This window comes from Robbsia betulipollinis (genome assembly GCF_026624755.1).
Lineage (GTDB): Bacteria > Pseudomonadota > Gammaproteobacteria > Burkholderiales > Burkholderiaceae > Robbsia > Robbsia betulipollinis.
The window spans coordinates 121,511-135,816 of the sequence record NZ_JAPMXC010000010.1 but is presented as its reverse complement, the minus strand read 5'-3'; the positions used below and the strand labels follow the sequence as shown (position 1 = coordinate 135,816).

Genomic DNA, 14,306 nt, shown 5'->3' with positions numbered 1-14,306 from the left:
CCAGCCATGTCTCAAATGTTCAATCCCCCCCATCCCGGCGAGGCGCTTCGCGAGGACATATTGCCCGCGCTGGGAATCTCGATCACCCAGGCTGCCGCGCAGTTGGGCGTCACACGCGCCGCGCTTTCGCGGGTCCTGCACGGGCACGCGGCGATTTCGCCGGAGATGGCGCTCCGCTTGGAAGGCTGGCTGGGCGTCGAGAATGGCGGCCGGGCGGACCTGTGGGTGGCCCAGCAGGCCGCTTATGACTTGTGGCAGGCTCGAGCGAATGGTGCACCGCAAGTCGAGCGAGCACAGTTTGCGCGTGTCTAATGGAAGAAAAGCGATGATGCCGACAAACGCCGTGGTGCATGACACGGCCAACACGGCGATTTGATGGCTGGGATGGTCGACAACGCGCTATCACTTGCTTGAGGGAAGAAACCATGAAAGCCGCAGTTGAATCTTCATCGCTTCCAACAGATTTCGAACGGAAATTTGCCCGTGCGGCAAGTCGGGATCTTGCCACCGTGATCACAAGCCAAGCTGAAACGCGGCGGTTTGAATTCAGGGACGACACTGGCGAAGTGCATTCGGTCGAATTGTCTGCTTCGACGCTGAAGATTATCGGCGCGCTACTGTCGGAAGTTGGGCAAGGCAATGCCGTATCGGTCATTCCGATCCGTGCGGAATTGACCATGCGGGAGGCGGCAATTCTGCTGAACGTGTCGCAGCCCTGCTTGACTGGGTTATTGGAACGCGGCGAAATCTCGTTCCGGGGGTTAAACACGCATGGGCGTGTGCTGTACCAGGACGTGCCGTAACACTACGCCGCCTCAACCGTCACCGCCAACCGCATCCCCAACGCCCCCAACGCCCCCAACGCCCCCAACGCCCCCAACGCCGTCGCGATCGTGTCGATCTTCGTGGCGTGCCGCAGATCGATCGGCACTTCTCCACGTTTGGCTGGGACGACATCGGCACCGTCCGCTTGTCCTCGAAGTAGAAGTCCATCGACGTCACGAGCGCGTCGCCCGCCATATCGATGGCTTCCTCACGCGTAGCGCGCCGCAGGTGAGGGCTTCCGGGATATCGCAAAACATCACCGCGAAGGTGCCGTCGTCGGGAATCAAGCGCGCTGGATAACGAAACAGGAGGGCTCCAAAAATGTCGCGGGGCAGCGTCGACAAAGCGATGGAGAAAGCCCCTTTCGGGGCCCCCGCCTTATTTCAAACCTGGTTGTTTCACAATCATCGCCCGGGATCCAGAGTGGAGAAAACCGGCACCGCGACGTCATCTCCCACGCTAATTCAGCGTCAACCCCCCTTGCTTGAGCGCATCGCGCACGCCCAGTGCAGGATAGGCATGATCGACAAGCCGCATGTCCGCCCGCGTCTCCTCGATGACCCAGTCGCGGATCGCCGCCACGACCGGGCGCATCGTCCGGTGCGGTGGCGACACCAGACAGCAGCGCCGCGGGGTCACGATCAGCTCCTGCTCGGCCGGCCGCAGCGCGCCTTCCGCGATCCAGTGCGACACCACATTCAGCCAACCCAGTGCAATGCCTTGCCCGAGCAACGCCGCCTGCACGACGATGGCGTAGTCGTTGAAACTCAACATCAGCGCCGCCCGCCGGCGATGCGTCGCGAACGCCGCGAAACGGTCGTGCCATCCGCGCTCCCCGTCGTCCATCACGATCACCGTGTCGTCGTGTTCCGCCGCGGGGTCCGCGAGACGCTGTTCGTCGTAGCGCGGGTTGCATACGGGCAGGAGCGTTTCCGGCATCACGAGGACGGTGTTGTCATCCATCTCGTTTTGCGTCATGAAGCGCATGCCGAGATCGACTTCGCCCAGCGGTCCGCCGATACGTCCCGAAATCAGCTGGAACCGCAGATCCACCGAGGGAAATGCCCGGTTCAGCCGGTCCATGCGCGGCATGAGCCAATGCGTGGTGAAGGCGGTGGACACCGATAGCGTGACCGACTCCACACCGGTCGAACGCGCTTCGATCTCGCGGATCGCCGCCTCGATGCCGCTGAAGCCTTCCGACACTTTGCGGTACAGGATCCGCCCGTTTTCCGTCAGCACGATGCCGCCGCGCATCCGCTCGAATAACTGCACGCCGAGATGGGTCTCCATGCGCGCCAGCATGCGGCTGACCGCAGGCTGGCTGACATACAGTTCCTGCGCGGCGCGCGTGAAATTACCGCAGCGCGCCGCTGCCTCGAAAACGAACAGTGCGTTGGCGCTCGGGAGTTTTTTGCGTAGATTGGGCATGACCTCATGTTATGCCTAATCCAACAATTCGGGAATTGCCGACAATATTGACGCGCCGTATATTGAGATCGACCGGTGAGTTCGGCGGCTTTCCAGCAGGGCATTACGCGTGAGGAAATGGTATGGATGCAGGTGCGAAAGCGGGAGTGTCGATCCGGTCGGCAACGAAGCGCTACGGGTCGATCATCGCGCTCGACGACGTATCGCTCGACATCGCGCCGGGTGAGTTCGTTTCGTTGCTGGGGCCGTCCGGTTCCGGCAAGACGACGCTGCTGGGCATTCTCGGCGGCTTCGTGCGGCCGAGTTCGGGGTCGGTCTGGGTGGGCGAGCGCGATATTACCTTTGCACCGCCGCATCAACGCGATATCGGTATCGTGTTTCAGAATTACGCGCTGTTTCCGCATATGAACGTGGGCGAGAACGTGGCGTTCGCGTTGCGCGCGCGCCGGCAGCCGAAAGCAGACTGGGCGCGCAAGGTCGCCGATGCGCTGGCGATGGTCGAGCTGAGCGGTTATGAGAACCGCGCGATCAGTCAGCTGTCTGGCGGCCAGCGTCAGCGCGTGGCCCTGGCCCGTGCGATGGTCTTCGAGCCGCAACTGATCCTGATGGACGAGCCGCTGTCCGCGCTCGACAAGCAACTGCGCGAGACCATGCAGATCGAACTGCGCAGGCTGCACAGAAAACTCGAGGCAACGATTGTCTACGTGACGCACGACCAGCGCGAGGCGCTCACCATGAGCGATCGCGTCGCCGTCATGCGTCACGGCAGGGTGGTGCAAATCGATGCACCGGAGCAACTGTACGACCGCCCGTGCGATGCCTTCGTGGCGAGTTTCATCGGTGAAGCGACGCTTCTGCCGGTGACGCGCGCGGGCGACGATACGGTGATGCTCGGCCAGACCGCGCTGCGCACGGCGCACCCGTTGCCGAATGGCGCCGCCTTGTTGCTCGCCGTGCAGACCGAAAAATTGGTCATCGATGACGGCCCCCATCCCGCCCACGCAAATCGCCTCGTCTGCCGTGTCGCGGAGGTCCTGTACCAGGGCGAAAGCCTGCGCGTATTCGCGACGCTCGCCGATGGCACGGCGATCAGCGTGCGGCAGCCGGGAAATTACGGCGCCCGCCAGCGCATCGCGGCCCCTGGCGAGGAAATGACCCTTCTGCTCGACCCGCAGGACACGGTAATCGTGCCTGCATGACACATCCCCATCGGCAACTGCGTACGCGGGCGATTCGCCCATCGTCCGGCGAACCAATCTGACGCACCAATCTGGCGAATGACAAAGGAAAACGAAATGAATCTGACGGATTTCAAGGTATTGACTTTCGATGTGGTGGGCACCCTGATCGATTTCGAAAGCGGCGTGCTCGCCTCGGTGCGTCGCCTGGGGGGCGCCGCGGCGCAAGACCTGACCGACGACCAGATCTTCGCGCCGTATATGCGCGGGCGCGCGGCGTACCCGGGTCGCTCCAGCAAGGCCATGGCGCCGGTGTACCAGTCCCTGGCCCGGGAACTGGGCCTGCCCGCCGACGACCAGACCGCCGCGGCGTTTCAGCGCGACGTGCTCGATTGGCCGGCGTTCGCCGATTCCGTCGCTGCGCTCAAGCGCTTGCGCAAGCATTACCGGCTCGTGGCCATGACGAATGCGGATCGCGTGGCGTTGTCGTCCTATGCGCATACGCTGGGCGATCCGTTCGACGACACCGTGTGCTGCGACGAAACCGGCGTCGCCAAGCCGAATCCGCAATTCTTCGCCTACAACCGCGGCCGGCAGGCGGCGTTTGGCTACAAGTTCGACGAAATCCTGCATACGGCGCAAAGCCAGTATCACGATATCGGCGTGGCGACCGAACTGGGTTATGCGACGTGCTGGATCGAGCGCCGCCAGGGTCAGCAGGGTTTCGGTGCCACGCCCACGCCGGATGCGGTCATCACGCCCACGTTCACCTTCGCCACGCTGGCCGGGCTGGCCGACGCGGTGGAAGCGGAAGTGCGCGCGGCATGATGCCCGCGCGGCAGCCGCGCGCGTTCGCGCCCTCGCTATGGCGCGACATGGCGGGCCCGGACCCGACCCCTGGCAGCGCGCTTGCACACGATGTCACCGCGGACGTCGCGATCATCGGCGCGGGGTATTCGGGTCTGGCGGCCGCGCATGCGCTGCAACAGCGCGGCGTGCAGGCCGTCGTGCTCGACGCGAACCCGATCGGCTGGGGCGCCAGCGGGCGCAACGGCGGCGTGGTGTCGTCGAAATTCAGATTGTCGTTTCCGGCCATCGCGGGTCTGCATGGCCTCGATGCCGCGCGCACCCTGCATCGGTTGGCGCACGACGGCGTGCGTGCGGTCGAGCGGCTCGTCGATGAATTCAAACTCGATGCGGCGCGCCTCGAACACACCGGCAGTCTGCGCTGCGCGCACACCGACCGCGCATTGCGCAGCATCTGCGCGGAAGCCGACTGGGTTCGCGAGCAGCTTGGCGATGCCTCGATGACCGTCCTGTCGCGGCACGAGATCGCACAGGAGACGGGTTCGACGGCATTCGTCGGCGGCGTGCTCAGCGCCGATGCCGGCACGATTCTGCCGCTGCATTATGTCCGGGGCATCGCGCGCGGGTTGCGGGCGCGCGATGTCGGCATCCATGAGAATACGCCCGTGCTCGCGCTGCATCGCGTCGACGGCAACGGGGGCGTCATCCTGCGTACGCCGCAGGCAACGGTGCGGGCGCGACGCCTGATCGTCGCGACGAATGCGTATTCGGATCTGACGCCCGCCACGGCGCCGTATCAGCGCGAACTCGTGCCCTTTCGTAGTGCGATGATCGCGACGGCCCGGCTGTCCCCGGCGTGCGATGCGCGGCTGATGGCGAACCGGCGCAGTTATACCGAGACGCGCCGGATGATGAAGTGGTTCCGCAAGGTCGATGGCCGCATGTTGTTCGGCGGGCGCGATGCGTTCGGCAAGGAAGGGCAGACGACGGGCTTCGATGCGTTGCGGCGCGCGATGGTCGCGCTGTTTCCCGATCTGGCCGACACGCCCGTTGAATACCAGTGGTCGGGCTATGTCGGGATGACCTTCAATTCGCTGCCGCATGTGGGACGCGCCGACGACGCGACGACATTTTGTCTGGGGTATAACGGAGCGGGCATCGCGATGGCAAGCTTGCTGGGCCAGCATGCCGCGGCGCTCGCACTCGGAGAGCATCCCGAACTGTCCCTGATCGCGGCGCCCGGGCTCAAGCCCGTGCCGTTCCATTCGCTGCGCGCGCCGGGTGTGCGTCTGGTTGCCGCGTGGTATCAGTTCCTCGACGCCGTAGGTGCATGATGCCGAAGGCCCCTCTCACGCTTCCCGCGGAGTCCGTCGTGCGATTACGGTATGGTGATCCCTCGCTGCGTCATCAGCGACGCGAAGACCGCGCGATGGGGTGGCTGCTGGCGCCCGCCCTGTTCGTGATCGTGATGCTGCTGGTCGTCCCGCTTGCATGGCTGTCGTGGCAGTCCGTCTGGGACCATGGTTTCACGCTGGCGAATTATCGGCGGATGCTGACGGGGGTCTACCTCGACACGTTCCTGCTGACGTTCAAGCTGAGCGTCATCGTGACGGCGGCGACACTGTTGCTCGGCTACCCGGTGGCCTATCTTGCCGCCTCGGTGACGCCCCGATTCTGCGCGCTGATTCTCGGCATGGTGGTCCTGCCGTTCTGGACCAGCGTGCTCGTGCGCACGTATGCATGGCTCGTGCTGCTGCAGCGTACCGGTGTGGTCAACAAGCTACTGATGGCGAGCGGTCTGACGGATTATCCGTTGCAGCTCGGCTATAACCAGATCGGCACGGTCATTGCAATGGTGCATATTCTCCTGCCGTTCATGGTTTTACCGCTGTATTCGGCGATGCAGAAAATCCCGGCCGGTCTGTCGCATGCCGGGGCCAGCCTCGGCGGCTCTCCGCTGCATGTGTTCCTGCGCGTGTTCCTGCCGTTGTCGATGAGCGGCGTGATGGCGGGCGTGACGCTGGTTTTCATCCTGAGCCTGGGTTTTTACATTACCCCCGAACTCATGGGAGGCGGCAAATCGGTGATGGTTTCGATGGTGGTCAGCCGGAATGTCGAGATCTACAACAGCTGGGGCGCGGCGAGCGCCGTCAGCGTGGTGCTGCTTCTCTGCGTGTTCGCGATTTTCTATATCGCGAGCCGCTTCGTCCCGCTGGAAAAAACGCTGGGGGCGAAATGAGCCGCGGCTTGCGATTCCCATTCGGCCGCGTGGTGTTGGGCACCGGCGTCGTAATGATCCTCGTGTTTCTGATGGTGCCCATCCTGATCGTCGTGCCGATGTCGTTCTCCGATACGCGTTTCATGACGTTTCCACCGCCGGGCTATTCGTTACGCTGGTATCGCGCGTTCTTCGACAACCCGGCATGGATCGCTGCGGCGCGCACCACGCTGGCGGCGTCCACGTGTGCCACGCTGCTGGCGACGCCGCTCGGTGTGGCGGCGTCATATGCGATTCAGAACGGCACCCACCGCAGCATGCGTTATGCGAGAACCCTCCTGATGCTGCCGTTGATGGTGCCGATCATCATCGTGGCGGTAGGCGTGTTTTTCGTATACTCGCAAATGGGTTACGTGAATACGCTGGGCGGCCTGATACTCGCTGATACCATGCTGGGGCTGCCGTATGTGGTGATCGCGGTGGGTGCGGACCTGCGCACGTTCGATCCCGCGCAGGAAATGGCCGCGCGCAGTCTCGGCATGAACCGGTTGCGCAGTTTCATCACGGTCACGCTCCCGCAGATCAAGTCGAGCGTGATTTCCGGCGCGGTATTCGTCTTTATCCAGGCGCTGGATGAAACCGTCGTGGCGCTGTTCGTCTCGGGCGGCACGAACCAGACGCTGACGCGTCGCATGTTCATCACCCTGCGCGACGAGATCGATCCGACCATCGCGGCGATCAGCACGATGCTCACCGCGTTGACCCTGTGTCTGGTGGCGGTCGTCGTGACAAGCCGCAAATCCGCCACGCGGTCCTGAACACGTCATTTACTGGATGCAACGCATGAATCACGCACTACAGTTTTACATCGATGGCCAATGGGTTGCGCCGTTGGGTCCGGCGCGGCGCGCGGTGATCGACCCCTGCACCGAGGAGCCATTCGCGGAGATCGCGATGGGCACGCCGGCCGACGTCGATCGCGCCGTGGCGGCGGCGCGTCGCGCATTTCCGTCCTTTGCGATGACCACGCCGGAGGAACGGCTCGCGCTGATCCGCAGGATACTGGATGTCTATGCGGAACGGCATGAAGACATCGCGCTGGCCATCTCGCGCGAGATCGGCGCGCCGCTCGCGCTCGCCCGTGGCTGGCAAGCGAACCTCGGCACGCGTCATCTCAAGGAACTGATCCGGACCTGCGAAGCCTTCGTCTGGCAGCGGATGAAGGGGACGACGCTGATCACGCATGAACCCATCGGCGTGGCCGCGCTCATCACGCCCTGGAACTGGCCGATCAACCAGATCGTGTGCAAAGTAGCGCCGGCGATCGCCGCGGGTTGCACGATGGTGCTGAAACCCAGCGAAGTGTCCCCGCTGAACGCCATCCTGTTCGCGGAAGTGCTCGACGCGGCGGGTGTTCCGCCCGGTGTGTTCAACCTGGTGCACGGAGATGGGGCCACGGTCGGTACCGCCCTGTGCAGCCATCCCGATGTGGACATGGTGTCGTTCACCGGCTCGACGCGCGCCGGCATCGATGTCGCGCGGCTCGCCGCGCCGACCGTCAAGCGGGTGCATCAGGAACTGGGCGGCAAGTCCGCCAACCTGATCCTGGAGGACGCCGATCTCGCCGCTGCCGTCACCTCCGGCGTCAATGCGTGCTTCGGCAACAGCGGCCAGTCCTGCAACGCGCCGACACGCATGTTCGTGCCGGCCGCGCGTCACGACGAGGCGGTCGCGATCGCGCGCGACGCGGCCGCGCGACACGTCGTCGGTGCGGCCGATGCCGAAGGCACGACGCTCGGCCCGGTCGTGAGCGCGGTCCAGTTCGACCGTATTCAACACTTGATTGGCTGCGGCATCGAGGAGGGCGCGGTGCTGGTGACGGGCGGTCTGGGTCGTCCGGAAGGATTGCCGCGCGGCTATTACGTGCGTCCCACGATCTTCGCCGGTGTGCGGCCGGAAATGACCATCGCGCGCGATGAAATCTTCGGCCCGGTGCTGTCGATCCTGCCCTACGATGACGAGGAACAGGCCGTGGCAATGGCGAACGACAGCGTCTTCGGTCTTGCCGCCTACGTGCAGTCCGGGGATCGCGAGCATGCGCGGCGGATCGCGTTCCGCCTGCGTGCCGGCAGCGTCCATTTGAACCATCCCGCCTGGGACGCGGGCGCTCCGTTCGGCGGCTACAAGCAGTCGGGCAATGGCCGGGAGTACGGCGAATGGGGGCTGGAAGCGTTTCTCGAGGTCAAGGGCATCGTCGGTTACGACGCCTGAGGTCGTGCTTCGCGCGCCGAGCGGATCATGTCCGCGATGCGTTCGGCGATCATGATGGTCGGGATATTCGTGTTCGCGCACGGTATGGCCGGCATCAGCGACGCGTCGCACACCCGCAGGTTCTGCACGCCGTGGACTTGACCGGAGGAATCGGTGACGGCCTGCGGATCGCCGGTCGCGCCCATGCGGCAGGTACCCGATGGATGCCACGTGCCACCGACCGCGTGCGTGACGAAGGACGTCAGCGCGCGGTCGTCGGCGAGCAAGGTCTCCAGAGACAGGCCTTGCGTGACGAACCGCCCGATCAGGACCGACCGCCACGGTCCCGCCATATCGAGCAGCAGGCTCAGCGCCCCGCGCTGGAGCGCATTCCACGCGCCAGGCAGGGCGACTTTCGCCACCCGCGGCGAATAGCTCGACGGAAAGCGCGTATCGACCGAGCACGTCATCGATGGATGACCGAGCGTGGCCGCGCCAAAGCGCACGGCAAGCTTCAGGCGTTCGAGATCGCGCGCATCCGCAAGCATGTTGAACTCGACCTTCGGCGCATCCCCTCCGTTGCGCGAAACCAGCGTTACGCGCCCGCGCGAATAGGATTTGTTGACCCAGAAGAAGATCGTACCCAGCCGGTACCCGAGCGAGTGCCAGCCGGAGCGCGACAGGATCGCGCCATGCATGTCGCCGGGAACCGTGTTCGGGATATGCGACGAGAACCGGACGATCGCCTGTTCATGGTGCTCATCGGGAAACGGCGTGCGCGCAGCCTTCGGCAGGAACGCCGAGACGGCGATGGACGGATGTTCCATCAGATTGCCGCCGACGCCGGGGCGATCCGCGATAACGTCGATCCCCAGCGCGGCAAGATCCTTTGCCGGGCCGATGCCGCTTCGCATCAGGATCGCCGGGCTGTGTATCGCGCCCGCGCAGACGATGACCTGTCGCGCCTGGAGTCGTTGGCCGGACACCAGCAGCGCGCCGGTCGCGCGCGTGCCGTCGAACACGATGCGGTCCACTTCCGCGTGCACCTCGATGGACAGATTGGGTCGCCGGCGCACCGCGTCGGTCAGATAGCATACCGATGTCGGAATGCGCTCGCCCTGCGCGCTTACGGCGATCGCGCCCACGTACGAGCCGTCTTCCCATGGGCCGTTCTGGTCGTCGCGGTTGGGATGGCCGGTGCGGTCGAGCGTGCCCAGCACGGCCCGCACGAAGGGAGACAGCCGATGGGGTAACGTGCGCTGGATACGGACCGGCCCGCTGGCGCCGTGCAGCGCGCCTGCGAAATCGGCATCCGTTTCCAGCTTGCGAAAGGTGGGCAGGCAGGATGCCCAGTTCCATCCGTGAGCGCCGAGGGCCTCCCATTCGTCGTAGTCGGCCGGTGCGCCGCGATTGGCCATCAGCGCGTTGATGGCGGAGCCGCCGCCGAGGATGCGCGCCTGTTCATACCGGCGGGGCGGCGTCGCGCGGCCCATGCGCGCCGACAAGCGCTGCCACAGGTTGTTCGTGTCGAGATACGCGCGCCCTGGATACCGGCTGCGAACCGCATCCGGCATGGTGGCGTGGGAGATGTCGCGTCCCGCCTCCACGAGGACGACGCGCTTGTCGGCATCTTCGGACAACCGTGCGGCGAGCACGCACCCGGCCGATCCGCCGCCAAGAATGAGATAGTCGATCAACGTGTTCTCGATTGGGAACGCGGGGCAGACACCCGCGATCGCAGCCTCGCGCACGACGGCAAGGCCTGCCGCCGCGGCGATTTCCACTGCATGAACTACTGCATGAACTTGAGCCAGCGGGCCTTCGCCTGGACGCCCGGGTCCGATGCCCACCATTCCTCCGACATCAGCGCCTGCTTGGCGGCATTTTCAGGGGAACTCGGCAATTCCGCCGCACGTTTGGCCGTGATCTTCCCCGTCTTGAACGCGGCGGGGTTGCCCGGGCCATAATCGATATACAACGGCAGGTTGGCCTGTAATTCCGGCGAGATCGCGGCATTCAGGAACTGAATGGCCGTCGGCAGATTCGGCGCATGCCGCAGGATGCACAGCTGGGTGTTTTGCAGAATGCCGTCGTTGTACGTGAACGCCACGTCGGGATTGTCCTTTTGCACGGCGCTCGCGCGCCCGTTCCAGATCATTTCCATGTCCACTTCGCCGTCGTGCAGCAATTGCGCCGACTGGCCGCCCGAGGTCCACCACACCGTTATGTCGGGCTTGATCTGCTCCAGCTTCCTGAAGGCGCGGTCCACATCCAGCGGATAGAGCTTGCCGCGCGGCACGCCATCGGCGAGCAGCGCCGCTTCGAGCACCGTTTGCGGGTCGTTGCGCAGCGCCCGGGTACCGGGGAAAGCTTTCACGTTCCAGAAATCCGCCCAGTTCTGCGGAATTTTCTTGAGCGTTTTCTTGTTATAGCCGATGACCGTCGAATAGAACTCGTAGGCTACCGAATAGGGGGTACGGTACTGCGCAGGCATGGCTGCCGCGTTCGGAATTTTCGAGAAATCGAGCTTCTCGAGCAGGCCCTCGCGGCCGCCGCGCAGACAGTTCGCCGTTGGCGTGTCGATCACGTCCCAGATCGGCTTGCCGGTGGCGCCCTGTGCCTTGACCGCCGGCCAGGCGTCCGGAATGCTGTCCTGGTTCACCGTGATGCCGAGAAGTTTTGCGGCCGGATCGAGAATCGCCTTGGTCTGCGCCTCCTGATAGCTGCCGCCCTGCGAGACGAAGGTGATTTGGCCGGCGGCGAAGGCCGTGCCGGCCGAGGCGAGGAAGATAGGCAGAAACAGCGCGAAGGAGCGTAGCGGCGGGCGGTTCATCGACGGAAGTCCTGTGACGATTTGAAGGGCGCGTGCGCGAAGTGTTCGCCGTGATGACCGATGGCGATGTGGCGGGCCTGACAGGGTGCCCGAACACCACCCCGGGCTAGCGAAAATATAGAGCGCCGTTATGTGCGAGGCAACGCCGCAATTGTTTTGGGCGCCATTACCTGCGGTTATGGCGCCGCGCCATTTTCCGGCCGGTGCGGTCCGATTGTTCGATGGGGTGTCTGATCGTTGGCGGCATGTACAATGAAACGTGCAGTTCATGCCGCGACCATCCGGTCCGGATGAATCGCCGGTCCGTATCGACGGGTTGCGCGTCGACGATGGCGAATCCATACGAATCACGCATCCGCCCTGGAGAAATACCGCATGCCACAAGCCGCCATTTTTGATATCGATGGGACGTTGATCGATTCCGTCGACCTGCACGCGAGTGCCTGGCAGGAGGCGTTCGCCAAGTTCGGGCACGATGTGACGTTCGAACAGGCGCGCAGTCAGATAGGCAAGGGCGGCGACCAGCTGCTCCCCGTTTTCCTGTCCGACGCCGAGCAGGCGGACCATGGCGAGGAGCTCGAGGCGTGGCGCGGCAAACACTTCAAATCGCGCTATCTGCCGATGGTGCGGTCCTTCTCGGCGGTGCCCGACCTGCTGCGCCGGGTACGGGACAGCGGAATGAAGGTTGCGGTGGCATCGTCGGCGAAGCAGGACGAGCTGGAGGTGTATCTGGATATCGCCGGTGTCAAGGATCTCGTGGACGTGACCACGTCGTCGGAGGACGCGGAGCGATCCAAGCCCGCACCCGATATTTTTCAGGTCGCGTTGCAGAAGCTCGGCATCGCCGCGAGCGACGCGGTGGCGATCGGCGATACGCCGTACGACGCGCAGGCCGCGGGCAAGGCTGGCATGCATACCATTGGCGTGCTGTGCGGCGGGTTTACCGAGGCGAGCCTGCGCGAAGGCGGGTGCGTCGCGGTCTATCCGGGGCCGGGTGCGTTGCTGGCGTGTTTCGACGCATCGCCGCTGGCGAAGCGGTAGCCGTGCCGCCGGGCCGTCCGCGCCACGCGCGGGCCTTGCCCCGGCGAATCAGGCCGTCAAATCGGCAGGCTCGCGGAAAACTTCGACGGCCGGGGTAGGGCAAAGCGTGACCCGGTCGCGGCCCGTGCGTTTCGCCGCGTAGAGCGCACGGTCCGCGCGTTCCAGCAGCGAGCCCGTCGCGCGATCCGTCGCGCGGTCGTAACTGGCCACGCCGATGCTGGCTGTGACCACGCCGGCCTCGACGCTCGCATGCGGGCGTCGCAGGTCGCGAACGGCAAGGCGGATGACGTCGGCAAGTGCCGTCGCTTCGCGCGCGGCGGTGTCCGGCAGGATGGCCACGAATTCCTCGCCGCCATAACGGGCGACGAAATCGGTATCGCGCCGCAGGCAGGCCCGTACGGCATCCGCGACCGCCTGCAGGGTGTGGTCGCCCGCGACATGTCCGTATTGGTCGTTGTAGGTCTTGAAATGGTCGATATCGACGAACAGGACCGATAACGGGCGGCATTCCCGGGCGGCCCGCATCACTTCCCGCGAATACGTGCTGTCGAGCGCACGCCGGTTCGGCAGTTGGGTCAGCGAATCGATACTTGCCAGACGTGTCACCACCGCTTCCGAACGCATCCGCATCCGCAGGACATGAGTGAGATAGAGTGCGCCGGCGAGAAATAGCGACGACACGAACAGGGAATAGGCCTCGAGTTGAATGGCCCAACGACGCCAGTCCGCGAAAACCGTCTGGGACGAAAGCTGTACCGACAGGATGAGGGGCGTGCCGGGTACCGGGCGTTCCGCGACCAGACTCGCATCGGCCGGTTTGGAAAAGATCATCGCGAGCGCGATCAGCATCCGGCCGGTCAACCCCGGGCTGCCGCTTTCTCGCGCCGTCTGCGCGCTCGGTGGCGTGAAATCGCGCAGCAGCGCCACACCGTTGCGCGTGGACAGCCTGACCATCGTGCCCGGCATGACGTTCAACGAATAAAATACTTCGGAGAAGTCATTGAGGTTCACGGTTGCCGTCACCACGCCGGAAAAAATGCCCTGCGGCGTGCGTCGGTTCCGGGAAAACCTGACGAGGCGCGTCGTGCTGTCAGATGCCAGGTAAGGCTGGCCGATGAAGAGCGCGTCGCCCGCCGGGGCGGGCTGCGGCGTGACCGGAATGAAGGGCGCACCGCCGCTTCGCCCTTGCGTCGAGGGGAGGGTGGAAAGCGAGTCGGCAATGAGCCGGCCGTCGCGATCGAAGACGGAAATATTCCGGATATACCGTGCCGCGGCGGCGCGCGAAAAAAGCAGTTGCTCCCGCAATACCCGGGGGAGCGCCATGACGACCGGTTGCTCGACGCCATCCGCGGTCGCCTGGATCGACAGATCGATCAGATCGATATTGCGCGAAACCTCCCGTTCCAGAGAAAGGGCAAGCTGTCTGGCGCTCTCCGCCGCCGCCACCGCGACGCGGTCGTGCGCATCTTCCACGAGCAGGCCGACAGCGCTCAGGAAGGCAAGGGCGAAGCAAACCGCCCCGATGATCGTCATCGTGGGGCCAGTCAGCATGCGTTTCATGAAACGATTCACAATGAACGGGGGAGAGTGATCAGGGGCGATAAGGTTGACAGCCTGAAACTTGAAAAGCCTGAGCGATCAGGTCAACTATACGGTTGCGACAGGTTTGCGCGCGGGGTAGAGTCTGTGGCCGGCGCGTGAGCGTGAGCATGGCGGTGTGCGG

General features: G+C 64.5%; 13 protein-coding genes. 9 read left to right on the top strand and 4 right to left on the bottom strand.

Annotation, left to right across the window (positions count from 1 at the left end; all coding sequences use genetic code 11):
• Positions 1 to 6: 6 nt before the first annotated feature.
• Both OVY01_RS18385 and OVY01_RS18380 read left to right on the top strand, forming a co-directional pair.
• The gene (locus tag OVY01_RS18385; RefSeq protein WP_267849016.1) at positions 7 to 312 is read left to right on the top strand and encodes a HigA family addiction module antitoxin; all 306 of its coding nucleotides are present in this window, start codon (positions 7 to 9) and stop codon (positions 310 to 312) included.
• A 113-nt stretch (positions 313 to 425) separates the two neighbouring features.
• Entirely contained in the window at positions 426 to 803 is a 378-nt protein-coding gene (locus OVY01_RS18380; protein ID WP_267849015.1) for a DNA-binding protein, read from the top strand.
• Positions 804 to 1,284: 481 nt separating this feature from the next.
• On the opposite strand, the gene OVY01_RS18375 is transcribed toward OVY01_RS18380, so the two are convergent.
• Positions 1,285 to 2,256 carry a LysR substrate-binding domain-containing protein gene (locus tag OVY01_RS18375; protein ID WP_267849013.1) on the bottom strand — a complete coding sequence of 324 codons (972 nt, stop codon included), beginning with the start codon at positions 2,254 to 2,256 and terminating at the stop codon, positions 1,285 to 1,287.
• Positions 2,257 to 2,378: 122 nt separating this feature from the next.
• Between OVY01_RS18375 and OVY01_RS18370 the strand changes: the two genes are divergently transcribed.
• The 6 genes from OVY01_RS18370 (at position 2,379) to OVY01_RS18345 (ending at position 8,730) form a co-directional block, all read left to right on the top strand.
• Positions 2,379 to 3,455 carry an ABC transporter ATP-binding protein gene (locus OVY01_RS18370; protein WP_267849012.1) on the top strand — a complete coding sequence of 359 codons (1,077 nt, stop codon included), beginning with the start codon at positions 2,379 to 2,381 and terminating at the stop codon, positions 3,453 to 3,455.
• A 96-nt stretch (positions 3,456 to 3,551) separates the two neighbouring features.
• Positions 3,552 to 4,262 carry an HAD-IA family hydrolase gene (locus OVY01_RS18365; protein WP_267849011.1) on the top strand — a complete coding sequence of 237 codons (711 nt, stop codon included), beginning with the start codon at positions 3,552 to 3,554 and terminating at the stop codon, positions 4,260 to 4,262.
• The gene (locus tag OVY01_RS18360; RefSeq protein ID WP_432422279.1) at positions 4,259 to 5,575 is read left to right on the top strand and encodes an NAD(P)/FAD-dependent oxidoreductase; all 1,317 of its coding nucleotides are present in this window, start codon (positions 4,259 to 4,261) and stop codon (positions 5,573 to 5,575) included. Before OVY01_RS18365 ends, OVY01_RS18360 begins: the two co-directional genes overlap by 4 nt.
• Before the next feature lie 95 nt (positions 5,576 to 5,670).
• Positions 5,671 to 6,480: an ABC transporter permease gene (locus OVY01_RS18355; RefSeq protein ID WP_267849524.1), complete on the top strand. Its 810-nt coding sequence runs from the start codon at positions 5,671 to 5,673 to the stop codon at positions 6,478 to 6,480.
• A 53-nt stretch (positions 6,481 to 6,533) separates the two neighbouring features.
• Positions 6,534 to 7,277 (top strand): ABC transporter permease, encoded by a 744-nt coding sequence (locus OVY01_RS18350; protein WP_432422288.1) that lies wholly within the window; start codon positions 6,534 to 6,536, stop codon positions 7,275 to 7,277.
• Positions 7,278 to 7,302: 25 nt separating this feature from the next.
• Positions 7,303 to 8,730, top strand: a complete 1,428-nt coding sequence (locus OVY01_RS18345; protein WP_267849009.1) for an aldehyde dehydrogenase family protein — start codon at positions 7,303 to 7,305, stop codon at positions 8,728 to 8,730.
• On the opposite strand, the gene OVY01_RS18340 is transcribed toward OVY01_RS18345, so the two are convergent.
• Together OVY01_RS18340 and OVY01_RS18335 are read right to left on the bottom strand one after the other, a co-directional pair.
• Positions 8,718 to 10,406, bottom strand: coding sequence for a GMC family oxidoreductase (locus OVY01_RS18340; RefSeq protein ID WP_267849523.1), 1,689 nt, complete (start codon positions 10,404 to 10,406; stop codon positions 8,718 to 8,720). The genes OVY01_RS18345 and OVY01_RS18340 overlap by 13 nt on opposite strands.
• A gap of 95 nt (positions 10,407 to 10,501) precedes the next feature.
• Entirely contained in the window at positions 10,502 to 11,542 is a 1,041-nt protein-coding gene (locus OVY01_RS18335; protein WP_267849008.1) for an ABC transporter substrate-binding protein, read from the bottom strand.
• A 375-nt stretch (positions 11,543 to 11,917) separates the two neighbouring features.
• Here OVY01_RS18335 and OVY01_RS18330 point away from each other — a divergent pair, with 375 nt between their 5' ends.
• A complete protein-coding gene (locus OVY01_RS18330) occupies positions 11,918 to 12,583 on the top strand; it encodes an HAD family hydrolase (RefSeq protein ID WP_267849007.1) in 666 nt (221 codons plus the stop codon).
• A 48-nt stretch (positions 12,584 to 12,631) separates the two neighbouring features.
• On the opposite strand, the gene OVY01_RS18325 is transcribed toward OVY01_RS18330, so the two are convergent.
• A complete protein-coding gene (locus OVY01_RS18325) occupies positions 12,632 to 14,134 on the bottom strand; it encodes a GGDEF domain-containing protein (protein WP_267849006.1) in 1,503 nt (500 codons plus the stop codon).
• Between the last annotated feature and the right edge of the window lie 172 nt (positions 14,135 to 14,306).